The sequence below is a fragment of the Trichocoleus desertorum AS-A10 genome (assembly GCF_039962155.1).
Classification (GTDB): Bacteria; Cyanobacteriota; Cyanobacteriia; order FACHB-46; family FACHB-46; genus Trichocoleus.
In genome coordinates this window covers 119620-144717 of the sequence record NZ_JAMPKN010000008.1, presented here as the reverse complement: position 1 = coordinate 144717, position 25098 = coordinate 119620, and the positions used below count along the sequence as shown (strand labels likewise).

18 protein-coding genes are annotated in these 25098 nt (G+C 48.4%); 8 read left to right on the top strand and 10 right to left on the bottom strand.

Annotated features, from left to right (window positions below; translation table 11 throughout):
- Window positions 1–36 precede the first annotated feature (36 nt).
- Window positions 37–600, bottom strand: a complete 564-nt coding sequence (locus tag NDA01_RS13475; RefSeq protein WP_348228332.1) for an AAA family ATPase — start codon at window positions 598–600, stop codon at window positions 37–39.
- On the bottom strand, window positions 584–1873 hold the full coding sequence (locus NDA01_RS13470) for a glucose-1-phosphate adenylyltransferase (RefSeq protein WP_348228331.1): 1290 nt from the start codon (window positions 1871–1873) through the stop codon (window positions 584–586). The genes NDA01_RS13475 and NDA01_RS13470 overlap by 17 nt, the downstream gene beginning before the upstream one ends.
- Before the next feature lie 354 nt (window positions 1874–2227).
- Here NDA01_RS13470 and NDA01_RS13465 point away from each other — a divergent pair, with 354 nt between their 5' ends.
- Window positions 2228–2815, top strand: a complete 588-nt coding sequence (locus tag NDA01_RS13465; protein ID WP_348228330.1) for a hypothetical protein — start codon at window positions 2228–2230, stop codon at window positions 2813–2815.
- Here NDA01_RS13465 and NDA01_RS13460 read toward each other — a convergent pair.
- Genes NDA01_RS13460 through NDA01_RS13450 form a run of 3 tightly spaced genes read right to left on the bottom strand, consistent with a single transcriptional unit; the run spans window position 2805 to window position 5930 of the window.
- Window positions 2805–4649, bottom strand: a complete 1845-nt coding sequence (locus NDA01_RS13460; protein ID WP_348228329.1) for a tetratricopeptide repeat-containing S1 family peptidase — start codon at window positions 4647–4649, stop codon at window positions 2805–2807. The two genes, NDA01_RS13465 and NDA01_RS13460, sit on opposite strands and share 11 nt — an antisense overlap.
- Window positions 4650–4652: 3 nt before the next feature.
- Window positions 4653–5108: a CU044_2847 family protein gene (locus NDA01_RS13455; protein ID WP_348228384.1), complete on the bottom strand. Its 456-nt coding sequence runs from the start codon at window positions 5106–5108 to the stop codon at window positions 4653–4655.
- Window positions 5109–5117: 9 nt separating this feature from the next.
- Window positions 5118–5930: a C39 family peptidase gene (locus tag NDA01_RS13450; RefSeq protein ID WP_348228328.1), complete on the bottom strand. Its 813-nt coding sequence runs from the start codon at window positions 5928–5930 to the stop codon at window positions 5118–5120.
- Between the two features lie 193 nt (window positions 5931–6123).
- Between NDA01_RS13450 and NDA01_RS13445 the strand changes: the two genes are divergently transcribed.
- Together NDA01_RS13445 and NDA01_RS13440 are read left to right on the top strand one after the other, a co-directional pair.
- Entirely contained in the window at window positions 6124–7596 is a 1473-nt protein-coding gene (locus tag NDA01_RS13445; RefSeq protein ID WP_348228327.1) for a glycoside hydrolase family 13 protein, read from the top strand.
- A gap of 258 nt (window positions 7597–7854) precedes the next feature.
- On the top strand, window positions 7855–10245 hold the full coding sequence (locus tag NDA01_RS13440; protein WP_348228326.1) for a sensor histidine kinase: 2391 nt from the start codon (window positions 7855–7857) through the stop codon (window positions 10243–10245).
- A 180-nt stretch (window positions 10246–10425) separates the two neighbouring features.
- Here the strand turns inward: NDA01_RS13440 and NDA01_RS13435 are convergent, their stop codons facing one another.
- From NDA01_RS13435 to NDA01_RS13425, 3 genes are all read right to left on the bottom strand, one after another.
- Window positions 10426–10842, bottom strand: coding sequence for a fasciclin domain-containing protein (locus NDA01_RS13435; RefSeq protein ID WP_348228325.1), 417 nt, complete (start codon window positions 10840–10842; stop codon window positions 10426–10428).
- Between the two features lie 97 nt (window positions 10843–10939).
- Window positions 10940–11920 carry an ABC transporter ATP-binding protein gene (locus NDA01_RS13430; protein WP_190433240.1) on the bottom strand — a complete coding sequence of 327 codons (981 nt, stop codon included), beginning with the start codon at window positions 11918–11920 and terminating at the stop codon, window positions 10940–10942.
- A 65-nt stretch (window positions 11921–11985) separates the two neighbouring features.
- The gene (locus NDA01_RS13425; protein ID WP_348228324.1) at window positions 11986–15903 is read right to left on the bottom strand and encodes a hypothetical protein; all 3918 of its coding nucleotides are present in this window, start codon (window positions 15901–15903) and stop codon (window positions 11986–11988) included.
- A 723-nt stretch (window positions 15904–16626) separates the two neighbouring features.
- Here NDA01_RS13425 and NDA01_RS13420 point away from each other — a divergent pair.
- Window positions 16627–16833: a hypothetical protein gene (locus NDA01_RS13420; protein ID WP_190433236.1), complete on the top strand. Its 207-nt coding sequence runs from the start codon at window positions 16627–16629 to the stop codon at window positions 16831–16833.
- 116 nt (window positions 16834–16949) lie between these two features.
- Here NDA01_RS13420 and NDA01_RS13415 read toward each other — a convergent pair whose 3' ends face one another.
- Window positions 16950–18368, bottom strand: coding sequence for a sensor histidine kinase (locus tag NDA01_RS13415; protein WP_348228323.1), 1419 nt, complete (start codon window positions 18366–18368; stop codon window positions 16950–16952).
- 229 nt (window positions 18369–18597) lie between these two features.
- Between NDA01_RS13415 and rbp the strand changes: the two genes are divergently transcribed.
- Both rbp and rpsU read left to right on the top strand, forming a co-directional pair.
- On the top strand, window positions 18598–18936 hold the full coding sequence (gene rbp, locus NDA01_RS13410) for an RNA-binding regulator (RefSeq protein ID WP_190433233.1): 339 nt from the start codon (window positions 18598–18600) through the stop codon (window positions 18934–18936).
- Window positions 18937–19076: 140 nt separating this feature from the next.
- Window positions 19077–19265 carry a 30S ribosomal protein S21 gene (gene rpsU, locus NDA01_RS13405; protein WP_190433231.1) on the top strand — a complete coding sequence of 63 codons (189 nt, stop codon included), beginning with the start codon at window positions 19077–19079 and terminating at the stop codon, window positions 19263–19265.
- Window positions 19266–19352: 87 nt separating this feature from the next.
- Here the strand turns inward: rpsU and NDA01_RS13400 are convergent, their stop codons facing one another.
- Window positions 19353–22562 carry a glycoside hydrolase family 15 protein gene (locus NDA01_RS13400; protein WP_348228322.1) on the bottom strand — a complete coding sequence of 1070 codons (3210 nt, stop codon included), beginning with the start codon at window positions 22560–22562 and terminating at the stop codon, window positions 19353–19355.
- A 741-nt stretch (window positions 22563–23303) separates the two neighbouring features.
- Between NDA01_RS13400 and NDA01_RS13395 the strand changes: the two genes are divergently transcribed.
- Both NDA01_RS13395 and NDA01_RS13390 read left to right on the top strand, forming a co-directional pair.
- The gene (locus NDA01_RS13395; RefSeq protein WP_348228321.1) at window positions 23304–23624 is read left to right on the top strand and encodes an antibiotic biosynthesis monooxygenase family protein; all 321 of its coding nucleotides are present in this window, start codon (window positions 23304–23306) and stop codon (window positions 23622–23624) included.
- 671 nt (window positions 23625–24295) lie between these two features.
- Entirely contained in the window at window positions 24296–25060 is a 765-nt protein-coding gene (locus NDA01_RS13390; protein WP_348228320.1) for a WecB/TagA/CpsF family glycosyltransferase, read from the top strand.
- The last annotated feature ends 38 nt before the right edge of the window (window positions 25061–25098 follow it).

The following is a 25098-nucleotide window of genomic DNA, read 5'->3' as shown; positions in this document are numbered from 1 at the left end:
CGCGAGATGCGATCGCAATTTCCGCCATTGCCTGTTTTACTGATGCCAAGACTGACGAATCAAGCTCGTGAATCCTTCCTCTAGTGCTGGAGGTGCGCCTAAAAGTTGTCGGTGCATGCGCAACATTACAGCTTCTGGAACCACGCGATCGCGCTGACGATTTCTGGCTAAGCACACTTCCAAAGGCAAATCTAGCCAAAAACCGACAATCTCCTGAAAGCTCAGCGATCGCGCCAACGTTAACACCCGTCGCCGTTGCTTGCGAGCCGTATTCGTAGCATCGTAAATTGCATCAGGAATTTGGCCTTGGGAAATGTCCTTAATGCCTTGCTGTAGCTGATGTTGAACTTCGCGCCATATCTGCCACCACGGTCCCTGCACGGCTTCATCTCCAAACAATTGAGCCCGGATTGCATCAGTAGAAATTAACCGACGCTCCGGGCTAGCCGTGAGTAAATATTGAGCCAGGGTTGTTTTGCCGCTTCCTGGCAGCCCCATCAAGATAATTAGGCGAGTAGTATTTGGCGTGGGATGTGGAGTTAAAGAGTCATCATCTCCTAACTCCACACCTCTAGCTTCTTGCCTAGATGATGGTTCCATCCGGAATCACGGCATTTTTCATCACTACGATGATGCCATTGCGGATATAGAACCCTAGGTCCTCGCGCTCAGCTTCTTCTATCCGATCTTTGTTGATGATTTGCACATCACAACCGATGTGGGCATTTTTGTCGATGATCGCCCGTCGAATGGTGGTGTTGGCTCCAATCCCCATTGGTACTGTACGAGTTTCACAGTTGGTATTGCGCTCAGCAAAGGGTTGATAGAAGTCAGCACCCATTAACAGGGCGTTGTCGATGACGCATCCAGATTCTACGCGCGATCGCACACCCAAGACAGAGTGTTGGATCTGGCAGTTTTTCAGAATGCACCCTTCCCCAATGATTGACTCGGTGACGTGGCAATCTAGGAGCTTGCTAGGAGGCAAGTAACGGGCACGAGTGTAGATCGGTGCTTGCTCGTCGTAGAAGCTAAAGCGTGGCTGCGGTTGTTGGGTTAGCGACAAATTAGCTTCGTAGAAAGCTTCAATCGTTCCGATGTCTTCCCAATAGTCATCGAACAAATAAGCTTGGACGTTGTGGTCTGCGGCGGAAGCTGGAATGATCTCCTTACCAAAGTCAGTGCGATCGGGTGACTGCTTCAGCAGGTTCATCAAGACATCGCGCTTAAAGACATAAATGCCCATAGAGGCAATATAAGGCCGTTCTTGAGCTTGCTTGGCATCCAACCCTAGAATGCTGGTATCTACCTGCATCTGTTTCAGCGCTTCACCTTTAGGCTTCTCGCTAAAGTCTACAACTCGCCCAGAAGCATCAATCTTCATCAAGCCAAAGTCAGACGCTCGTCGCTCATCCATTGGCACGACTGAGATCGTGATGTCGGCTCCTGTATCCCGGTGGCGCTGCACAAACTGGCGGTAGTCCATGCGGTACAGGTGATCTCCGGAGAGAATCAAGTACTCATCAACCTCCCACTCTTCGAACAACCACATGTACTGACGAACTGCGTCAGCCGTACCTTGGAACCAGTTGGGGTTTTCGGGGGTTTGTTGCGCCGCAAGTACCTCAACAAATCCTTCAGTAAAGCCAGCAAAGTTGTAAGCGCGGGCAATGTGGCGGTTGAGGGAGGCTGAGTTGAACTGAGTTAGAACGTAAATCTTGAATATTTCAGAATTAATGCAATTACTAACAGGAATGTCAATTAAACGGTATTTGCCTGCGAGGGGCACCGCAGGCTTCGCACGAGGCTTGGTCAATGGATAAAGGCGGGTTCCGGCTCCCCCACCGAGAATAATCGATAATACTCTTTTCACAAAAGACCTCTAAACTGCCAGTCAACTCCCAAGATAAGTGTCGGTCTGAGTGTGGCAGTTTGCAAGAGGGGATCGGAAGATAACAGAGAGTTTTGTCGATCCGCCCAAAGGCAGAGGAGGTTTAGCTTAAGGGGAGATTAAGGGGTGAGGGAGGGCGATCGCACTTATCTTATGGAGTGAGGAAGGCGATCGCTATAATCACTTCTTTTAAGAAGAAATAAAGCATTAATTTGTATAACCTAAAAGTAAAAAATTACTAAAGCCTCTAATCATTCCTACACCAAAGTGATTAGATTATGATGTTGAACAAACACAGTGATAGAAATTAGAGGGAAACCCTTGAGAAAACAGTCAATGATAATTGACCTAGAACAGCCTCTAACAGAACAGGAGTCAGTTAAGGAATTGTTGAATTTGTCTGAAGGTAAGGTTGGAAGGCTTGGGCTTGACCAACTACTAGAGATTGCCAAGGTAGCAATAAAAAATGAACTAGTAGCTTGTGGATATTTCGCAGATGAGCTTGTTGGATTGCGCCTTGAATTTCATTGTTTTGAAGAGAGTGACGAAGGATTAGGAGAGACTTATGTGCTTGAGTGGGGCCAAAAAAATCAACAGAAAGAGGACAATCCGCATCAACTAGAAAAAACCGAATCGGAGAAGTTGCAATCAGCCAATAAGCCTTCACTTCTTCCGATGGAGTATATTCATAAGCTATCTGAAAGACTGAATAGTGAAACTAGAGAGGGAGCTAGATTGGCGGGAACTACGATTAGCTTTAGAACAAGTTCTGATACTGGCGTTCAATATCCTTGCGTTGATGGCGGAAATAACAAATACTACTTGAAACTCATTGAAAATGGAGAAGACAAAGGTTGGTATATTAGGCTCGGCAAGAAAGTTGAATGCAATCCGGATGATTTGACAAATATTCCTACTGAATAATAGAAGCTACAGTATTGATGCTAGAAGCCAGTTTAGGTTGTTCTTTTGCAAGTCTTTTCAGTTCTTCAATTACTTCAGATTTTTTTGCTTTATTATCATTCAAGTAGCGGTTAATTTTCTCATAGGTTTCTTTGGACTCCTGTATCTTTTCAGCCCGTAATTGAGCTAGCCCTAAGCGACGTAAAAAAAACGTATTTCTAGGCTCCTGCTGAAGAGTAGATTGCCAATCGGTGATTGCTTTTATATAGTTTCTTTCTCTAAGATATACTTCTGCCCTGCTCGCGTAAGCAATAATCTTTTGCTCGTTTTGATGTTCAGGTATAGAAGTGATTACTTGCGTATACACTTGCTCGGCCTCAGTAAGTCTACCTAATTGATTTAAAAGAACTCCTTGACTCATTAGTGCCTGATATTTTGTTGGATTCCAGCGGAAAGATGCTTTGTACATTGCTAAAGCATTTTCACAGTTATCTTCGCTGCTAGGACAACTAAGCTTTTCGATTGGAGAATACAAATCTCCTAGTTGATAGTAGGCACTGGAGAAAACTTTCATCGTCAGTAAGTTTTGAGAGTCAGGCAATCTATTTTCTGCCTCAATCAAAGTCTGATAAAGCATGTCAATAGCTTCACTGATGTGTCCTTCTTCTTTGGCAAGGCGACTCAACTTAGAAATCGTCAGAATTAAGATTAAATCTGGCCAATCTTTGGTTCTATCGTCAAAGTCCTTAGCTGTATCAGCAGATAATGGTAGTCTGCTGGTAGATTTTGGTTTTATTAAAGACACACTAGCTTCTAAAGTTGCTCCACTACGGGTTCCCCAAACAACAATTGCTGCCCTCTGTTGAGTCCCTAATACTTCGGCTTCGGTTCTTGATCTAATTCTGTTAGTGATTGGACAAACTCTCGATCTAGGTACTGGCTTATTGTTAAGCCGATAAAGAATTCGATCCTCAAGCAAGGGTGTCATAATAGGTGTTCCTGGTTCGTTGTAGAACTTACCAACAACAGCGATCGCCTTTTCCCCTTTTCTCTCTGCTTCCCTAAAACAGGCTGCTTCTCCTAAGCCCAAGCGATCACGAACTTGAGGAATTAATAGAGTGCTTGCTCCTAAGGCAGCCAAACCAAATAAACTTGCGAGTATCCATTGAAGAGAACGGTTGGGTTTTTTGCTCGCCAAAATTAACGGAGGAATTGTCAATTCTGCTAAAGCTGTCCAGGTAGTTGCCATCAATCTTGTTGGAATGATGAAACCGATTTTGGCCTCAGTTCGCTTCAAGTCAGCAGCAACTGCCATTCCGACAACACCGTTAAGTTTTTCATCCCATATAGGTGTTCCACTATAGCCTGACTCTAGCCGTCCACCTGGCGATTTTGTATCCTCAACTTGTACCCATCCGGTACCTTGCTTTGCCCTCAGAACTCCTGTGGACCACAACCCATCATCATGACCTGCGGGAAATCCAAATGCCTGGAAGGGATGATCCCACAGATCATCTTCTAGCAATAGCCGTGCAGGTTTTGCGGCGGGAGGTGGAAAGCTGTTAAGTTCTAGAGCAGCAATATCCTCGTGGCCTTGGTTGGAAGCGCCCTTAACTGGAGCGGGTCGCCAAAGAACCACCTGTGCTGTCAGTTGCACAGCAGGATCGATGAGTGGAAAGTCGAGGTGAACAGATTCTGAAGGGCTTTGAGGCGTTGATTCCGCAATGCCTAGGGCTTGTGCAATGACGTGAGCGCAAGTCAAAACATATTTTTCGTGAACCAGGAACCCTGCTCCAACGATCGCTCCACTTGATTTGCGAATTCGGACGATTGCATATTGAAGAGGTGCAACCATTGGTTACTGGTTTTGACTCCATTTCAATGTAATTTCATAGTTACCCTCAATGCTGGCTGATGCAATCACTGCGCCTGCTTCTGCACTCATTTTTAATCCAAATTTGACCTGAACTTCATCTGCAGGTTGATTGAGACTCCGAAGTTTATTGATTAGCGTGCTAGCAATTGGTTTAATTCCATCTAGAGCCGCCTCAAAGGTTTGTTGCGACTTCTGCAAAAGCTCATCTTCTCGCCCAATTCGCCCTACACTGTCGGATGCTTCTGATTCTGCAACTTCAACCAGAACATAACCGCCGCCTTCTAAGGGAAATTCAATCAAACGTTTCGCCATAAAAAATGATTGGTTGTGACTTGCTAAAATATTTTCTTGATTGCCTTGCCAAAAGTTGGCTTTGTAAACTTGACTAGGCGATCGCCCTCCCTCTTCAAACCTAGGAAAGCGATCGCCTTTCGTCACAAACAAGAGCTACTTAGAAATAAAGTGGCACCACATATTGCCTGGGCCTTCGGGGGAGCAGGTGCGCTCAATTAAGCTGTAGGAATAAACCAATCCTTTGCCTTTAGTTTTATCCCAATCAGTATTCATCTCATAACCGCTATCCCAATACTCACCGTAGGGATCGTGAACAATAAAACCTTCAGCGTTGTAGCCCACCAGAACAATGATGTGACCAAAGCGAGTGAAGTAACCGTGCACAATCACGGGTTTGTCTTGAGCAATCCACTTCTTCACATCTTGAATCGAAGCAGTTTCGCGGAAGTCATCTTTATAGCCTTTTTGCTCCACTAACCACTTCAAGTCGTAGGGATCGTGTCTGGAGCGACCTTGCTCAATCAAGAAATCGTAGTACTCATCTTCGAGTTGGGCTTCCCTAGTGGGTTTAGCACCAAAAAAAGAAAGACACATTGCTACGCTGGTGACATTGCAGGAGCCGCCTGGATTGTAGCGATTATCAGTTTGGGCCAGATAAGGAAAGTCTTTAATGCGGTGTTGGCGGGGTAGTTCGCCCGGTGTCGGGGGTGAAAGCTGTTGTTGTGTGGCGACCACGTCTTCTTGAGAAGTCACCAAGCGGACATGATCGGCAAAGGCGTACCAAGTATTGCGCCCTTTGAACTCAACATCTTTAAAGGAAACTTTGATGAGCTTGCCTTCAACTTTGTAGGAGTGTAGATCGAGTAATTGTCCAGCGGTGATTTCTTCTTTTTGGTCAGCGGGTAGATCGGACGCCTGAGCAGTTTGTAATTTGAAAACGGTATTTTGCAGGATTTTGAGCTTCATAACAAATCACCTAAAGATATCTGGTTCCAGTCGGGGGATAAGGAACCTCTAGATTGGTCTGAGTTATATCAACAAGGCTAGGAGTCAAGTTTTCGTCATCGAATCACAATTAATCGCTGACTTTCTACCAGGGGAAAGAATTGCGAAATGGCTTGTGCCTGTACCTTGTCAGTGGAGGCTTAGAGAGCTACTTATGCAGATTTATACGCCAGACTGGGTCAAGCACGCAGTTTTCTACCAAATTTTCCCCGATCGCTTTGCCAAAAGCCACCATCCACACAAAAAATTGTTAAAAAATGCCAGTTGGGAAGCCTGGGACGAGATGCCAACGCTGCAAGGCTACAAAGGTGGTGACTTGTGGGGGGTAATAGAGAAGTTAGACTATCTCAAAGATCTGGGGATTAATGCTATCTACTTCACCCCTATTTTTCAATCTGCGAGTAATCACCGCTATCACACCCACGATTACTACCAAGTGGACCCGATGCTGGGGGGAAATGCAGCCTTTCGGGATCTGCTAGAAGCGGCTCACCAGCGCGATATTCGCGTGGTGCTAGATGGTGTATTTAACCACGCGAGTCGAGGCTTTTTCTTCTTTCACGATGTGCTAGAAAACGGGCCGCATTCTCCTTGGGTGGATTGGTTCAAGATTCACGATTGGCCTGTGTCCCCCTATAACGGGGAGTACCCAGCGAATTACGAAGGATGGGATAATAACCGAGCTTTGCCCGTGTTCAACCACGACAATCCAGAAGTGCGCGAGTACATCATGGAGGTGGCGGAATATTGGATCAAATTTGGCATTGATGGCTGGCGCTTGGATGTGCCTTTTGAGGTGAAAGCGCCCGGATTTTGGCAAGAGTTTCGCGATCGCGTCAAAGCAATTAATCCAGAAGCCTACATTGTGGGGGAAGTCTGGGAAGATTCCCGCGAGTGGCTAGATGGCACCCAGTTTGATGGCGTGATGAATTATCTGTTTGCTGCTCCTACGATCGCATTTGCGGCGGGCGATCGCGTGGTGATGGAACAGGTGCAAGGCCGCTCATATCATCCTTATCCACCGCTGTTTGCCAAGGAATACGCTGAGAAAATTCAGGAAGTGTTAGCGCTATATCCCTGGGAAATTCAGTTGACTCAGTTGAATTTGTTGGCCAGCCACGATACGGCTCGTTTGCTCTCGATTGCGGGGGGCGATCGCTCCAGTGTAGAGCTAGCCACGATTCTCCTGATGACGTATCCAGGCGCTCCTAGTATCTACTACGGCGATGAAGTGGGGCTGCCAGGAGCACTTGATCCGGATTCACGACGAGCTTTCCCCATGGAAGACAAGTGGGAGCAAGATGTTCTCAGCTACCATCGCTACCTGATTGATTTGCGGAACCGCTACGCAGCTTTACGAACGGGAGCCTATCAGGTGTTGTTTGCGGAAACCACCGTCTATGTCTTTGCCAGAGTTCTGGGTGGCGAAGAGGTGATTGTCGCTGTAAATGTGGGAACCGCTTCCGGGAAGGCCCATATTAGTTGGGATGAGACAGGATTGCGATCGCGTCCCAGTGAGATTCTCTACGGTTCCGCTCAACTAGAGTGGGGTGAAGAGAATCCTTCCCAGTTGAGCTTGACCATTCCTGCTCGCACAGGCTGTATTCTGACTGCAGCTTTGTCATAAAGTAGCTTCGTGATCAAACAGATGAAATTCTGGTTCAACTGCTGGCAAGAAGACATTCAACCAACGTTCCTTGATTGAACATCATCTCCCTATAGGGATGATATTTAAGCCAGTTTGAGAGCTAATGTTAAGCGAGGGGCAGCTGGGGTTCCGGTTGCCTCATTTTGCTATTCACGAAAAAGTTGCATTAGATGATCTGCACTCAATTGATGCACGAATTAAGTTAGCTTAAAGATTAAAAAGTACTAGGAGTTCGGTGTGGAATTGCATAGTTTTGAGCAACGGATGGAGACAATTCAGGAACGAATTTCCTCCTTAGCTCAATTCGCTGAGCAACTCTCTGCCGATCAAGCAGCCATTCTAAAAACATCACTGGATGAGCTTTCGAGCCTCACAAAAGCGCTGCCGGCTCCTTCAAATAATGACATAAGTTCTAATAATCAAGACGCGCAGTTCCTAATTTGTCAATCAGAGGAAAAGCTTTCAAAAATATTTCAAGCGAGTCCTATCGCAATTAGCATTTCTACCATCACTGAGGGACGTTTTATTGACGTAAATAATAGCTTTGTAGACTTGGTGGGCTATAGCCGTGAAGAACTGATTAATCATACGGTTTTAGAACTGGCTATCTGGCCCAGTGCGGAAGATAGAAAAAGGCTAATCGAATTGATAAACCGTCAAGGCTTGGTCCGCAGCTTAGAAGCTAAATATGCCAAGAAGTCGGGTGAGATGCGAGATGCTTTAGTCTCTGTAGATGTTTTGGAGATAGACGGGGAAAGATGTGCTCTTGCTTTCTTGAATGACATTACCGAGCGCAAACAAGCAGAAACGCAGCTTCAGCAGCTCTACCAACAAACGCAGTATCAGGTGCAACGGGAGCGAGCCTTAAATCGTTTTACTCAAGCAGTTCGTAACTCTCTCGACATCGATTGTATCTTTGCGACCGCAGCCCAAGAAATTGGTCAGATGCTGCAAATTGATTATGTTTCGATTTTGCAGTATGTACCGCAGCGGCAAATTTGGCTGAATGTCGCTGAGTACGAGCAGCAGCTTGGTTTGGTGCCTACGGGTGTAGGAATGGAGATTCCGGATGCGGATAACCCCTTGGCAGCTCGCCTGAAGCAACTAGAAGTGGTACGAATTGACAATACTCAGGTGCTCAATGATCCGATCAACAGCTCTCTAGCAGAAGAGTTTCCAGGTGCCTGGTTGCTGATTCCTTTGCAGTATCAAGGTAGTCTCTGGGGCAGCTTGACTTTATCGCAAAGAGACTCGCCTCACACCTGGCAAGACTCGGAAGTGGATTTAGGTTGTGCGATCGCCGATCAACTCGCCTTAGCCATTCAGCAGTCGGAACTGTACCAACAGGTGCAGCAACTGAATGCCAATCTAGAGCAACAGGTGCAAGAGCGCACCCAACAACTGCAACGAGCCTTGAGTTTTGAGTCGTTACTCAAGCGCATTACAGACAAAGTGCGAGACAGCCTGGATGAAGGGCAGATTTTGCAAACTGCGGTTCAGGAACTCGGTTTAGGACTACAAGTGAAGCGCTGTGAAACCGCTCTGCATGACTTAGCACAACAAACTTCTGCGATCGCCTATGAATTTACAGCAGTCCCACATACTTACTCAGGTCAGGTAGTGCCGATCGCCGAGTATCCCGATGTATATGAGCAGTTGCTACAAGGTCAAGGCGTGCAATTTTGCCCCATCTATTCCCGCTCCCAAACCAATGGGGAACCGGAAGCAATTTTCAGTTACCCCATCAGCGATGATCACGAGGTTTTGGGGAGCCTGCATTTGTGCAAATCTGCCCAAGCCTGTTTTGACGAGTCAGAAGTGCGGATTGTGCAGCAGGTTGCCAACCAATGTGCGATCGCTATGCGGCAAGCTCGGCTGTATCAAGCTGCTCAAGCCCAAGTCCAGGCTTTAGAAGGGCTGAACCAACTCAAGGATGACTTTTTAAGCACGGTTTCCCACGAATTGCGAACCCCTGTCTCCAACATGAAGATGGCGATTCAAATGCTAAAGATTGCGCCGAGCATAGAGCGGCGGCAGCGCTATCTCGAAATTTTGCAAATGGAGTGTACGCGGGAAATTGAGCTAATCAATGATCTGCTCGATCTCCAGCGCTTAGAGTCACAAGCTGATGGCATTGCCTTAGAAGAAACGATTCTGCTACCCGATTGGTTACCGAGCGTGATTGAACCGTTTCGCTCCCGCATCCAAGAACGCCAACAAATCCTGCACATGGATGTGCCCGCCGATTTACCACCGCTGATTTCGGACCATGCCAACTTAGGGCGCGTCTTAGCTGAGTTAATCAACAACGCTTGCAAATACACCCCGGCAGGTCATCAGATTATTCTGAGTACTTGGTGTGAATCTGAGTCTTTAGCGATCGCCCCAACTCCCCAGCCTGTCATTGCTTTAAGGGTTCGCAATCAAGCCAACATTCCTGCCGCTCAACTAGGTCGAGTTTTTGAGAAGTTCTACCGAGTCCCTCACGCCGATCCTTGGCAACAGGGGGGTACAGGCTTAGGCCTAGCGCTAGTGCAGAAGCTAGTAGAGCAGTTACAGGGAGTTTTGCAAGTGGAGAGCGCAGATGGCTGGACGACTTTTACCGTTCACCTGCCTACTCAACCTTAAACTTCCTGAAACCATAAATCTTACGCAATCGAAACCTTTCCCCAAAGCCCTCTCCGCGTCAGAGAGGAACTTTGAATATGGCTACCCTTCCCTCTGAGGAAAGGGGCTGGGGGTTAGGTCGCAATCTGATGAGCACTCAGTGAGCCAGTGACCTAAACACCCACAGCATTATTGGAAAGGCTACTCCGCCATCGCCAAAGTCGGCATCAGCACCGTATCAATCACATGGATGACGCCGTTATCAGCCAAGATGTCGGTTTTCAGGACATTGGCATCATTTACCTTCAAGCCCCCCTCTTGCCCTACCGCTACAATCGAGCCTTCCATTGTGGGAGCTTCATCGATCTGAGCCAAGTCATCCGAGCGGACATCGCCAGAGATTACGTGGTAAGTCAAGAGCCGCTTTAGCTTCAACGGTTCTTGCAATAACCCATCGATGGTGCCTTCCGGTAGCTTGGCAAAGGCTTCATCGGTGGGTGCCAAAACCGTTATGGGGCCAGGGTTTCTCAGTACGTCGTTTAAATTAGCCGCTTTGAGCGCACTCAAGAGTTGAGTAAACGATCCAGCCTGGGTAGCAGTTTCTAAGAGGTCAGCCATAGTTGCTTATTTAGCTTCTCGATAAAGTAGGTCTCTTGTTAAGAGATAGAAGCCAGAAACCGACTCGGCATCTTGCTACAGGCTGACTCGGCTAGGTTTAATGAGTGGATTGAATATTGCGCTGGCGCAACTGCTCCATAAAGAACTCTTCTAAAGTAGGCCGAGCTAAGCTGACCGTGATGATTTGCGCGCCCATGAGGCTGAGGCTGGCTAAGAAATCGTAAGGATCGCCCCGCAGGTTCCCTTCCCAAAATCCGTCTTCAAACTCTAGATTGAGCATGCGCTTCTTCAGTACATCCAAGCTGCCACCTTTACCCTTGACGTAGTAAGTGTCAGCCGTACCCAACAGCTCATTCAAGGAGCCGACACAGATTAACTCGCCCTCAGCCAAGATGGCGACGCGATCGCAAATTTGCTCCACATCCGACAAAACGTGACTGTTGAAAAAAATCGTTTTGCCTTGCTCTTTCAGCGACAGAATAATTTCTCGAATTTGGTAACGCCCCATCGGGTCTAGCCCAGACATCGGTTCATCGAGAAACACTACATCTGGGTCGTTAATCAAGGCTTGGGCCATACCAATGCGTTGCAACATACCCTTGGAATATTGCCGTAGTGGTTTTTTGCGCGTCGTTTTTTGCGACAAACCGACGAGTTCGAGCAATTGCGGAATTCGTTGCCGCTGCACTGAGCGCGGAATTTGGAAGAGGCCCGCGACAAACTGCAAGAACTCCCAGCCCGTCAGGTAGTCGTAGTAGTAGGCGTTTTCTGGCAGGTAACCGACTTTTTGCTTCACCAAGCGATCGCCCAAGGGCCGCTCTAATAAAAAAGCCTTACCAGAAGTGGGGCGAACAATGCCCAACAAGGTTTTAAGCAGAGTGGTTTTGCCTGCGCCATTTGGCCCCAACAAGCCAAAGGTTTCTCCCTGATAGACGGTAAGGGAGCAGCCTTTTAAGGATTCCACGCGCTGATTGAACCAGAACCCAGTGCGATAGACTTTGCGAAGGTTATTGGTTTCTACTACCGTCGGGCGATCGTATACGACTAGTTCGCCTGGTGAATCTGTTGCAGCAGTCATTACAGTTCCACTGAATATCCTAGTCTTCTAGATTAGCTTGGTCTTGGCTTCTCACAGCTACAGGGTTACTGCCATTCGTTGAGTGCTGTCACCCAATGCTGCAACAAAGCCGAAACTTGGCTGCGCCGCGCCTCAAAGGTGGCCGCAATCCAAATTAAAGCTAAACCCAAAACAATCAGCAACGCCCACAGCAGCAAAGAGTAGTTGTCAATTAGGAGCCAAACTTGCCGCAAAACTTGAATCATGAAGCTGGCCGTACCGACGTAGAGAAAGGCCCGGACTTGCAGAGTTAATCCAGCCAAAATCAGCCCAATACTAAAGCCCAGCGTTCCTAAGGCGATCGCTAAACTAGTTTCCGATTGATAGATCGCCGTTAAACAAATCAAACCCACGGCTAAACTCCGCAGCCAATGGCGCTTCTCGCGTTCCGTGGGCGATCGCAAAGCTGGGTCAACTTGCGCTACATAGAGCAGCGACCCACCCAAAACGGCGGCATACCACAATGGTTCCTCTAAGGCACGATCGCTGAAAAAGCGCAGAATCGCCCAGTCTGCCAGCAGGATACTGAGATAACTAAGCCGTGCTTGATTGCGAGTTTTGGCCACCCACGCATAAAAAGCTGCCACAATCAGCAAACTTTGCAAATTCACCCCACCCGCATTGGCAACCGCGATCACCCCAGGTAGCAGAATGGCTGATTGCTGCCAAGGCTCCAACGCCCAACCGCCGCGTTGCCAAGGTAGAACGTACATGCCATAAGCCATAGCACTGGCGATCGCGGCTCCCCAAGCGATTAGAGTGGCATCCGATAGCCACAGACTAAGCAGATAGCCAATCGCTAACAAACTGGTGACAATTCCGGTGTAAGTCCAAGACTCACTGTCTCGACCTTCCCGGAGGGCATAGATGGCGAGCACAGCCGTAATCCCTACCCACAGCAGTTCTCCGGTGGAGCTGAGCGAATTGAACAGTGCTAGCAGCATGAGACCGCTACTGATAATCCAGTGCAAGTGAGCGATCGCGTGAATTCGGGGCGCGTCAAGGCGGAGGTAGCGTACCAACCACCGGGACAGCAGGCGCTCGCCGATCGCAATTACAGCTGCCAAAGCCCCCAGCAATAAGATGCCATCGCCCGCATTGCCGCCTGTCGCTTGCATCAGTTGATAAATCAGCAACTCATAGGCCGCGATCGAGACACCCACAATTGAGAGGTAGGTTAATGCGAGTCGAGGTTGTTGTCGGCCCACGCCAATGCCAATGAGAGCAGCACCAAAGCTATATAAGCCCGTAGTAGCCGTGAAGGTAGTGTGAGCGCCCATCAGAGCCAAAGCCGCATAAACTACCGGAATCACATGCCAACTCATGAGATAAAGCTGCTGAGTTCGCCTCACCCACCAATCACTGGCTAGTTGCGCGATCAATCCCAAAGCCAGATTTGCGATCGCCAACCGTTCCAGCAGGGTAGGAACTAAGGAGACATCCGGCGACCATAGCAGCCGAACCACGAGTAGCTCGATGCCCCAAGCCAAGCCATAAAACCCTACACTGCTCGCTTGCTGCCAAATGCGGTAGCCAATCGCCAGCGTCGTCAAAGCGATCGCGACGGTGTAACCTACAGAGCGATCGCCGAACCTACCGTAAAGAGCTAAATCATAACCAGTCAAAATCAGCAGATTGATAATGCTGAGCGCGATCGCCCAACCATGACTGGCTTGAGCATAGATTTTGGCTAAAGTCTGAGTTTGTCTACGGCCAATATCGTGGACCAACCAAAGGATTAGCGTCGCGATCGCCACCAAGTTCAGCGCGATCGGCAATGTAAGCTGAGTCGAGAAACCTTGCCAAATCACCGCACTAGCTAAACCTAAACTGAAACCCAGGGTGAGAATGGCTGCGCCCAAATGCTGCAAGCGATCAGTGTTTACCAGCATTAAACTAGTCGCCACACCTAAGCCGATTAAGCGAGGAGTCGCAAAGCCCAGCGTCAAAGGTTGCACGACCACTAACGCCAGCGTACTCAACCAGCTTGCTTGGCGGATATGAGGCCACTGTCTGCGAGTTGCCAAACCAGTCATGGCAGCAGGAGCCAGCAACCAAAAACGCCCTACTGCACTCGATTCACTCAACCAAAGGCTGCCGAACAGTGTGTAGCTGATCGCGGCTAAGAGTAAGCCGAAATACCAAGCACTTCGTTTCCAGACAGGCCAACGAGGAGCCAATGTAAAACTCCACTCCAATAGCGCTCCCGCCAGCAACACTCCCGCCCAAAACTGAGTTGGTAAATTGGGAAATCGGAGGTCAAGTGCAGAAGCGATCGCCGCTAAACCCGTGACATGGGTCAAGTAAATTAGCCCAGAAGAAGCTTGAGGTCGCTGCCGCACCACTACCGCTAACGCCACAGTTGAAAGCACGAGATTGAGCGATCGCAGCAGGGGATTGGTCAGACTAAACAAAGTCAACGCAATGCCCAAGCCTAAAGCTAAGGCTTCGCTCCAGTCAGCTATTTGCGGTTGTTGCCGTTGTCGCCAATACTGCGCTACTACTAGCGTCAACGCTAAGTAGGGAAAGAACCCAACTCCAACTAAACTCGCTGCTGTAAATGAACTGCCTGCGATTTGCTCGTTCCAACTTAGAAAAGCTTGCCTCCCGTCAACCGGGATTAACCACCACAGCAACCAGTAACCTTGCAGCCCTACTAGAAAAGCAGCGGTGAGCAAGGCAACTTGAGGCAAGCGCCGTAAGCGATCGCTAAGCAGCCACAAGGCCAAGCCACTAATCGCGATCGCCTGCCACGGCGGTTGTACCGATACTGTGACTAACCATCCCAGTAGCAATAAAGCTGCGCCTGCCTGAGTCCACAAAATTCTGCCTGGTTTTTGTCTCGCCAGCCAGCACAACAGCCAGCCACAAATTCCCACCGCCAAGCCTAGTCGATGGATTGGAACTTGGGCGACCAAAACAGCTCTGGCAATCAGTAGCAAGGCTGAGGCTGCAACCGCAATGATGCTAGGAGCTAGCCATGTCTGCCCCGCTGTTGAAGAGGAAACGGTTTCTGAGTCAGGCGATCGCGCTTCTGAGCTTGTCTGAGCCGTGATAGCTGCCGAAGCTTGGTCTTGCTGCAACAATACAAACGCCGTACCGACTGTGCCCAGATAGGTGGCGATTAGCGGAAATCCAGACCACCCCCAGCCCCAATGCAGCCAGCTCAAGGCCACAGCATCTAGCAAGAGCCAACGTGAAGTAGCTACAGGGTGGACCGAGTTGCGTCTGAATCCCAAAAGTTGCAGCAGCAAGGCCGTCAGACCAAAGGCTGCAATAACCGCGATCGCTCCACCTCCAGGTTGTTGCCACAACTTAAACCCATCCATCATCCAGAAGTTGACCGGAATGATCAGCAACGTCGCCGTCTGCAACATCCGAGCTGTGAGCTGTAAGTTGGGTTGTTTCGTAGCCCATAAACCTGCAACCCAAAAGGCCAAAGTATAAGCAAATAAAATGCAGTACTGCCCGGTAGGAGGAAAGTTGCGCCACTGGCTCGCAGCTAGCACTCCCGACGAAACCACCACCATAAACACGCCCAAGAATAGCAGCCAGATGACACTAATCTCAGCCATCAATGATTGCAGGCGTTCGGCTAAGAAATTGCTTTGTCTGATAGTCGTGCTACCAACGCTAGTGGAGCTAGCAACGCTGTCAGAGCGAACTGGAGAGGATCGAGCGCCTGTTCTAATCCGGGGTCTTCGCGACGATCGCTCAACTGGTTCAATCAGAAAGTCTGAGTCAGGTTCAGCATCCCTCACTGAAGCATCGGTAACTGGAATGGGCTCCGGTAAGGCACAGGTGAGATAGCGATCGCCGATCTGCTTAACTTGCTCTTCTGAGAGTAGTCCTAAGTCTTGCCATACCTCCAATCCTTCCAGCAAGGCAGAGTTCGCCTGGACGCTGAGTTCAATCCTAATCAAGCGATCAGAGCCAGATGCCATGCTTCACTGCCCTCACAGTCCAAGTTCGAGATAGCTAGCAAGATAACAAGCTTTTTCTCTCTGCCTGCTCATACTCGCACTTTATTAAGCATCATCCCTTCAGAGGTGGGCTACTTAGAGCGATCGCCTATAAACCAACTCCAAAAACTAATGAAGTCTACGTTACAAAGCCAGGTCTTTGAGGACTGATCCAATGCTCAGCAATGCGACACTAAAGCAACAGTTACTTGGGCTGAAGTGCGTCCCTCAAGCTATTTGAAAGCCTGCTTTTGTGGTCTAAAACAACAAGAATTAAGTAGATAAACTTTTGTAATTGAGAATAAATACCTAGCTGATTCAAGCAGTAACGTTGAGTTTTGTAAGCGGTATCTCTCTTGAATAAATTACTGCGTTACTTTCTGTAGCAATTTTGGCTGAATTTAGTCTTTTAAATTGACTGAAACCCTTTAAGCTCTAGGAGATTTGGCTTTCTCCTCTACCTAAAGATAGAGAGCATAGAACCCTCAAATCACTTGGTTAAATCGCTCGTTCTTGACAGGTTAACGTCGATTCTTGATGATCCCTGAATTGTGTAACAAACGCTGCTTTATCTTTTAGTAAATTCTTAAATAACTTAATGATCACTCTCTCTATCTAGTGATAAGCTTTTAGGAATCAAGCGAAGATGTGAACCAAACACATCGATAGTGAATTTAAAAAAGCTTAATGCCGGGGAGAAAAACCATGTCTATTACAGACAAGTATAATGTTCAAGTTGAATCAGGAACCCGTAACCACAAGGGGTTCTTTGTTGAAGATACAGACTATAAATTAGTTGGAATCGACCAATCAGGCTGGGCGCTGATTTGCATGAATGACGCTGTGTGCCACTATGTTGATCCCGACAACCTCACAATCTTGGCAGATGGCTCGGTAGAAATTGCCGAGTAAACGCAGTTAAGCAGTAGTCTTATAGACTCATTCCTGTTAATCGGCTGTCCACAAGGGCAGCCTCTATTTTTTAGGGCTTTAATCTCGTCTTCTCTACTAGATAACAAGGAACGGCTTTAAACTCTGGCGATCGAAGCGTTATAACCAGCCAAAGCGACGATAAACGTGGTTCCTTGCTCAGGTTTACTCTCAACAACAATATTGCCTTGATGATTTTCCACAATAGCTTGCGCGATCGCGAGTCCTAGACCAGAACCCGTAGTAGCAGGTTTGGCAATGCTAGTTTCAGCGTTTTCGTGGGTGCGGGCAGGGTCAACTCGATAGAAGCGATCGAAGATATGCGGCAGCGCCTCCAACGGAATGCCAATACCTGTATCCCGCACCTGCACTTGCAACTGCACGATATGATTGCGCTTCACTTGTTGTAGCATCACTTCTACCTGTCCACCCACGGGCGTGTACTGCACCGCATTGCTTACCAAGTTGGTAAATAGTCGGGCCAACTGATCGCGATCGCCTTGTAATGTAAAAGGTTCGGGAGGAATTTCGCCTTTACTGCCATTGCGGGGACGATGCTCTAGTGGGTTTTCTGCTGGTTCCTCTAAATCTAGAGATAAACTGACTCCTTTTTCTAAGGCGATCGCTTGTTGTTCTTCCACGACGTCAATCAACAGTGCATCCAACGCTACCGTTGTCCAACGGGGCTGCACTATGCCACTGTCTTGCCGCGCCAAAAATAGCAAATCGTCGACTAAGCGCCCCAAGCGGCGAGTGAGACGCTCCACTACTTTCAACTGCTGTTGCTGCCATTGCGGATCAGGATTGGGGTCGGAGAGGGCTACTTGCACATTAGTCTGAATCGTGGCGATCGGGTTTCTGAGTTCGTGGGAAGCGTCGGCGGTAAATTGTTTTAGTTGTTGGTAGGAAGCTTGCACTGGTTGCATTGCTAGCCCAGACAGTAACCAGCCAATGGCTGCTACTGCCACAACCATCAGGCCAGTCCCCAAGCTCAGGTCAAAAATTAGTTGCCGAATTGGTTTCGTAACTTCAAACCAGGGATGACTGACCCGCAAATACCCCAGCACTTGCCGCCCTACTTGGACTCGTTGCGTCACTTGCCGCAGCAGATCGGGTTCCTGCACCCCATCACTAGGCTGCGATGGGAGATGTACCGTTTCACCAGTACTGTTGGGATGCAGAGCTACATTCAACGGTGCCGAAAGAGTAGACCAAAGCAGGTCTCCCTCAGGGCTAAACCACTCTAAGTCAATATGATCGTCTTCGACCGTGTCGGCATTGTTGCGAAAACTCGCTTCTATATTGATCCGTAAAGGACCACCCTCTTTATGGAAGTCCACAGGTTCTAGAACTAGCGATCGCTGCACCACTTCTACAACATGGTTGAGCGTGTCATCAATCCGCTCAATTAAGGTACTGCGAACATAAAGATAGAAGCCACTTGCAAATAGCAGCAGCAGTACAGCAGTTACTGTGGTGTACCACAAAGCTAATCGCCGCCGAGTAGTTTGAAACATCGTAAGTAAGTTAATACAAGTTAATGTTAAAGAAGCAAAACCTAGACTCAGTAACGAAAACGAGCTTTGCCATTTTTGTCAACGGAACAAGAGATGGCCTGGAAGGGCTAAAGATTCTGTGCTACCGTGTCTAGTGAGCATTAAGTTTCGGCTGACGGGTTTGTTCTTAGATTGACAGGCATCTCTCCGAATCTCAATCTCTACACTTTTTCTGATTCTGGAGTTTTCCATGTCAATCTACATCGGCAACCTATCTTATGAAGTTACCCAAGAGGATGTGAGTGACATCTTCTCGGAATACGGTACCGTAAAGCGAGTTCAACTCCCCGTAGACCGCGAAACAGGCCGCATGCGTGGCTTTGGCTTCGTTGAGATGTCAACCGAAGCTGAAGAAACCGCAGCCATCGAAGCTCTGGACGGAGCAGAATGGATGGGCCGTGATCTTAAGGTCAATAAAGCTAAACCCCGTGAAGAGAGAAGCCCCGGCGGCGGTGGCGGTGGTAACCGCAGAAGTGGCGGTGGTGGCGGTGGTGGTGGCAGCAGAGATGGATTCTCTCGCCGCTACTAAACCTCAGTCTTAAAGCAAGGCTTTTAACTTTAGAGTTGTGAGCGAGTGAGGCAGAGGCCAGCCCTTGTCTCACTCTGCTGAAGATGCACTGGGGTGATTCACAACCACCTAGCAAGTAGTCAAGCTCAGGAGGCAATCGCATGACCCAGGTGACTGTTGGCGAAAACGAAGGAATTGAGTCGGCGCTGCGCCGATTTAAGCGTCAGGTCTCGAAAGCAGGAATCTTTTCGGATATTAGACGACGACGGCACTTTGAGACTCCGATCGAGAAGAAGAAGCGCAAGGCGATCGCTCGAAGACGGAAGAGACGGTTTAATTCAGCTAGTTAAACAACCGGTTCTATGTGTAGCGGTTGAAGTATAGGAGTGTAGTGATTCGTTGCTACACTCCTACTGCTTTAAATGCACCTCACGCTGCTAGACCGGGTTGGCTTGGCCTAACTGAGCTAAGAACTGGAGAGCCTTAACTACATAGCTGGCACAGAGATAGGGTGAGGTGTCATAGAACGATCGCCAAGCTGAGGCTTTGTATTGTGGGTATTGGTCGGCGCGATCGGGAAATTTGTCTAGCCAAGCGAGGCGCACTGCGTGACCGATCAACACATCAAGTGCGATCGCTTCTTCAATTTGTAGGTTGGGGTTGCGTTCTGCGATCGCGGCCAATTCCATTAAGGTTTCGATATTCACTTGGCGGTACTCTGGCGCTGGAATCTTGTTTAGCAGGTGCTCTACGCGCAAAGCAAAGTTGGGTTCTCCAGGTGTCATCTCCGCCAAAATCAAATGACTATCCAAGCGGTTGCGACGCTCTAGCTTGTCGCCAATTACCAAGCCTTTGCAGTGCTTCAGCATTCGCCAAACTTTGAAGTAAAAGTCTTCCGGCACGCGATTGAGCGCTCCATCCAATTGACGTTTTTGTAACCAACTACCAGTAGGTGACTCCGATTCGGATTGCTCTGGCAACACCACCCACTCGATCGCCTGTTGTTGTTTGACATGCAACGATTCTTGCTGGAACAAGGTCTGATTCAAACCTTCGTATCCCGCTAAAACTTGGCGGAGGCGCATTTTTAGCTCGAAGGGGCTGAGTTCCATCAAGTGTTCGTAAGCTTCGTCTTGGGTGACTTGCAATTCACGGGACAAAGCAGTGGTAATTAATAAGATTAGATAGCCCACTCGCAGCGTCAGCAAACCATCAAAAAGTTGTGGTTCCGATTGGATCAGCAACCCGCAGTAGATCAAGATTTCTTGAGTCAGCACGCGATCGCGAATGTCTTCACCGCAGAACTCCTTGATTTTGTCAATCACCTCGGTGTAAGACATGGGACGGGTAATTAAAGAAGCCTCACTGTAGGACTTGCCCACCGTAATTTGCTTTTGCCGCACCAAAATATCAGTCACCGCATCCGATAAACCAATATCTACTTTATTGAGCAAACCCGCTGCTCGGCGAACTACCGCCCACAATTGCAACGTTCCAGCCTTGGTGTAGACCTCATTGAGGAGATCAACTACTGTCACCGAGCGTTGCGGGCCTTCAAACCCCGTCTCAAACTCTAACCCTCGCAACCTTACCAAGGTTTGTAAGAGTTCAATTTGCTCGTAGATGTTTTCCGTCTCTCGCAACCTGCTCAGCAGCAAATCGATGTTGGTTTCACATTCCAAGACAAATTCCTGAGTGTAACCCAAGGGGCCGCTCTTCTCTGGATTGAGCGCCAAGTACGAGCAAACAGGCGAAGCATCTTGAACTGAAGTGCTAGAAAACTCAAAATTATGCAGAAAATCAATCCGCTCAACTCCTGCCGTCAGGATCAGTTGATTCAGTCGTCCCAAGCGAACAGCAATGCCATTGCAGTAGCCATTCTGCAACTCTTGTATCAAATCCAGAAGCGCTCCGCGACCTGTTTCTAGCATTGCTTTGGTGATTAGCAATGTGAGAGTGGGTCTACCAAGTTGACACCAATGGGATTGAATATAGGCCAACTCACTTTTGATCTGAGCGACTAGAAAGTGGTAGTCCAGTGTTAGATAAAACTGTTGCGGATCGAGGCAAGAAGGCAAAAAGGCAATCGTTTCGCCACAAATACGGAAGACGCGGCAAGTGGTGAGACTGCGGAGCCGTCGTATAGGCCGACCACTCAGAGCAAGTTTGTCGTTGCGACCAATCTGGGTGTACGCTGCCGATAACTCAGTGGCATGGCGAACTTGTAACGGTTCTACCTGCTTCGGAGTTTGGGTGGCAATACCATAGGCCGCGAGTTTCTCCTGAATGGCTTCATCCTCAGCCAGCATCGCAATCTGAATCAGCGGTTCGCGATGCCGCCCGACGCACAGATGCCGTCCTAGGGGATCAATATCTCCCAAGGCAATTAAACCATCGCTGACCATACAGCCGAGAAAATAGAGACTCTGTGCCCAAACCAGAGGGATGTTTTCATTGGGTAAACGCTTCTGGCTCTGGGGATTCTGGCGCTCGGCATCAATACTTTCCTGGGGGACGTAGTACAGCTCTGGCAGCAGGTGCAGACCATCCTGCTCGACGAGCAATGTTTTCAGCTTGGCTTGGTAGTCTTCTACTTGAGTGCGATCGCCTTGGAACAAGCCATCCAGCAGCAGATAGGTGAAGAATAACGGCCACTCACATTCCACATGCTCGAATTGCTGCAACTCCCAAGGTTCGTAGTGCAAGCGGGTGGTGTCTTCCAAAACTGTCTGATGGCCGTCTCGCAAGAAACGCTTACAGCCGTACTTGCCTTGCAGCTTTTTAATGATGGCGTTGCGAGTGCGCTCCATCAACGGGCGATCTTCCACAGCGAACGCAGGAAAACCAATCACACTCAACAAAGCCGCATCAATTTCTTTAGAACCAGATTCCCGTGGCAATAGGGATTCTAGGGTAATTCGCGCCCGCGCAATCTCGTCGGGTAACACGTGAATGACTGACGCTTGGCTACCCCGCACGCCAAACAAATCTAGACCATTGATCGCCTCCAGCGCTGCCTTCGCCATGCCGATGGAACTAGCATTTAGCTCTGGATTGCCGTGGTTGGTCTTGTTGCCCCGTTCCCAAATGCCGTAGTCTGGGGTGCGGTAAGCCCGCCCGATGTAGTAGACCAAGTTTTGGATAAAGTTGACTTCGTCAATGCTGTAGACGATAGACAGTCCGGAAGCGGTCATCTGGGCCAAGATCAACAAAAACAAGGAGGTAGCATCGAGCTGTAGGTGGCCCCATTCCCCATCTCCTACGACCGTATCGCCAGTATGAGTGTCGTACTTGGCGTGGAGTGCATCTAGCGCTGATTGTGTCGCCTTAAACTTCTCGACTTTATGAGTCTGCCGCATCATGGCAAACAGCAAGCCGCGCATCAACTTCACGACGCTGTGCTCTAGTTCGTAAGTACGCCCTTGATCTTCGTCTACTTTGCGATAAGCCAGTGCCAGCCCCCACACGGCCAGAATGCTATAGACGTTATCCCGCACCCAGGCATCGGTGTAGTCGCCATGAGCATTGACCGCTGTACTGGCGGGTAGCAACCCTGTAATGGGATTTTGGCGCGTCAGGATGATGGTGTTGATTTGGCGGTAGTAGTCATCTAATCGCGCTTGCAAATCAAGGGATGCGGTTGCCATGTTTCGGTTACTTGGAGAACTGAGCCTAAAGTTGTAGAAGTCAATTTTAGTCTTTCGGCCACGCTTGAGTGATGCGATCGCGGCGTTGCCAAAGCCTGCTGAGCTACAGGCTGAGTACCTTTATTATCCCCGGTTTAAGAACGATTTATACCAAAAGCGCGATCGCTGCCTCTGGTGCGATCGATCCCAGTAATTTCACCATATCTTCATTGGAATATTTGAAGTCATGTCCGTATCTTTACGAGGAATCCGGTAGAACAAGAGTTAGGGAAAAAGAACGAGACGAAACAAATCATTTGGCAGAAGTGGTCTGCTCGGCCAAATGGATACATTGAAGCTAGGAGCAGACAAATTACTCATTTCTTACTCCTATTACGAGGTGCTTTGTATGTCCCGTCGCTGCAATCAAAATAAATCTCCTTTTCTTAAAATTGTTTACTCCCAAGTAAAAGTAAACGGTAAGCTTGAACTCGTCCCAATGGAAATGTATGCTGATGGCTCTCTAAAGCGCTGCGAGTTCTAAAACTATGAAATCGTATTTTTGAACTGTTTTCTGTAATTTAAGTTTCATTCAAGCGATCGCTTTTCTTGGTTTTTGTATCAATTTATTTGGCGAACTTTAAAGCTTGAATCATTTGCCAAATACACATTGGTGGAGCGATAGCTGCTTACATAATTTGAAAGGTGATATAACAAATTAAGCAGGTTCAAAGCCTACTACCTCACAAAAAACCTCAGTTTGTGATATTAGAAGTTGCTATTCTTGATATTAAACCTGGTTTGAGTCAAGAGTTTGAAATTGCTTTCAAAACTGCCTCAGCCATCATTGCTTCTATACCGGGCTATATTTCTCATGAATTGCAACGTTGTGTTGAAAATGTAAATCGATATATTCTGCTTGTACATTGGCAAACATTAGAAGATCACACAGTTGGTTTCCGACAATCACCGGAGTACCAAGAGTGGTGTTCTCTACTGCATCATTTCTACCAACCTTTCCCAACAGTCGAACATTACGAATTGGTTCTTTATAACCCCAATGCTGAATCAGAAACAGCATGAAACGCTTGTGCATTAACGAGTAGTCCAGAGTCCGATTCGCTACCATGTACCGCTCGCACCTATCGTCCTCTTCCTATATTTAGTAATCGGGAGGAGATCGAGGAAATACTAAGTTTTGGCTCGGTAGAAGAGCTTATAGTCTTACCAGTAGCAGTAGGCGAAAATTTTCCGGATTGGAAGTATGCACAAGATGTATGTCTACGTCTGGCTGAACATCCAGATAGTAAGGTATGTGCTAATGCTTGTTTAGGACTTGCATATGTTGCATGCACTAAGCAACGTTTAGAGAAACACCTTGTCAAACCCATTCTGCTCCGTGAACTCCGTGGCCAAACTGAGTTGCGCTGGCGGATTAAAGATGCGATCGGAGATATTAATCATTTTCTAAATTGGCATCTGGCACATAAACATGAAGCAGAGTAAGCACTAGTAAATCGCTTAGAAGTGTCTTAGGCTCCTGTGTCTTGATTCGGCTTTTCCGTACTAAAGTTGCCCTATAAAGAATTTGTCAGGATTTGATACGAGCACTCCTGTAATGGGTAGTTGAAACGAAAACTGCGAAACCAGCAGCAATTTAGTAGCGCTCCGGGCTAGAGTGCGGTAAAATCTAGCGCCTGAGAGGGCTACTCAACAACCATTACTAGATGCGTGAGGCAGTGCAAGTGCGGTCCATGTCTGAAGCACTCAAACCATTTCCTGTACTGGGCCTTCCAGTTCACCTATCGAACGACTATGCAGGTTGGCTTGCCGCTCGGCTGCAAGAAAAACGAGGAGTGCATGTCGTCACGCTCAATGCGGAAATGACCATGCAGGCAGAAGATTCTCCTGCTTTAGCTAACATCATTCGTCAAGCCGAGCTAGTGATTCCTGATGGGGCTGGGGTAGTGTTGTACCTGCGATCGCAAGGGCGACGGATAGAACGGTGTCCAGGGATTGAACTCGCAGAAGCCCTTTTACAGCGGGCAGGGCAAGCAGCCGAGCCTTGGTCTGTATTCTTTTACGGCGGTGCTCCTGGTGTTGCGGAGACTGCGGCGAAACGGTGGCAAGAGCAAGTTCCAGGGTTGGCGATCGCGGGAGTGCAAAATGGTTTTCTTCCCGCCGAAGCTCAGCCAGAGTTTCGACAAATGCTGCAAACCTTACAACCTCGCTTAATCTTTGTTGGCTTGGGCGTGCCTCGCCAAGAGTTGTGGATTGCCGAGCATCGTCACCTCTGCCCAGAAGCCGTTTGGATTGGGGTAGGTGGTAGCTTCGACATTTGGGCAGGGGAGAAAGTGCGAGCCCCTGCTTGGTTGCGAGACAACCATTTGGAGTGGGTTTATCGGCTATATAAAGAACCTTGGCGGTGGCGACGGATGCTGGCGTTACCAAAATTTGCAATTCGAGCCCTAATTTATCGCTTAACCCAGAGACATCCCGTCAGCCAACAGCTACCATAATCTCTACGTCACAATCACGCTGCTCAAAGGCACTGTTT

What these genes read in the sequence shown, in the direction of transcription:
- NDA01_RS13475 (WP_348228332.1), bottom strand. Translation starts at nt 600, where the DNA reads ATGGAACCATCATCTAGGCAAGAAGCTAGAGGTGTGGAGTTAGGAGAT.
- NDA01_RS13465 (WP_348228330.1), top strand. Translation starts at nt 2,228, where the DNA reads ATGATAATTGACCTAGAACAGCCTCTAACAGAACAGGAGTCAGTTAAG.
- NDA01_RS13460 (WP_348228329.1), bottom strand. Translation starts at nt 4,649, where the DNA reads ATGGTTGCACCTCTTCAATATGCAATCGTCCGAATTCGCAAATCAAGT.
- NDA01_RS13450 (WP_348228328.1), bottom strand. Translation starts at nt 5,930, where the DNA reads ATGAAGCTCAAAATCCTGCAAAATACCGTTTTCAAATTACAAACTGCT.
- NDA01_RS13445 (WP_348228327.1), top strand. Translation starts at nt 6,124, where the DNA reads ATGCAGATTTATACGCCAGACTGGGTCAAGCACGCAGTTTTCTACCAA.
- NDA01_RS13435 (WP_348228325.1), bottom strand. Translation starts at nt 10,842, where the DNA reads ATGGCTGACCTCTTAGAAACTGCTACCCAGGCTGGATCGTTTACTCAA.
- NDA01_RS13430 (WP_190433240.1), bottom strand. Translation starts at nt 11,920, where the DNA reads ATGACTGCTGCAACAGATTCACCAGGCGAACTAGTCGTATACGATCGC.
- NDA01_RS13425 (WP_348228324.1), bottom strand. Translation starts at nt 15,903, where the DNA reads ATGGCATCTGGCTCTGATCGCTTGATTAGGATTGAACTCAGCGTCCAG.
- NDA01_RS13420 (WP_190433236.1), top strand. Translation starts at nt 16,627, where the DNA reads ATGTCTATTACAGACAAGTATAATGTTCAAGTTGAATCAGGAACCCGT.
- NDA01_RS13415 (WP_348228323.1), bottom strand. Translation starts at nt 18,368, where the DNA reads ATGTTTCAAACTACTCGGCGGCGATTAGCTTTGTGGTACACCACAGTA.
- rbp (WP_190433233.1), top strand. Translation starts at nt 18,598, where the DNA reads ATGTCAATCTACATCGGCAACCTATCTTATGAAGTTACCCAAGAGGAT.
- rpsU (WP_190433231.1), top strand. Translation starts at nt 19,077, where the DNA reads ATGACCCAGGTGACTGTTGGCGAAAACGAAGGAATTGAGTCGGCGCTG.
- NDA01_RS13400 (WP_348228322.1), bottom strand. Translation starts at nt 22,562, where the DNA reads ATGGCAACCGCATCCCTTGATTTGCAAGCGCGATTAGATGACTACTAC.
- NDA01_RS13390 (WP_348228320.1), top strand. Translation starts at nt 24,296, where the DNA reads ATGTCTGAAGCACTCAAACCATTTCCTGTACTGGGCCTTCCAGTTCAC.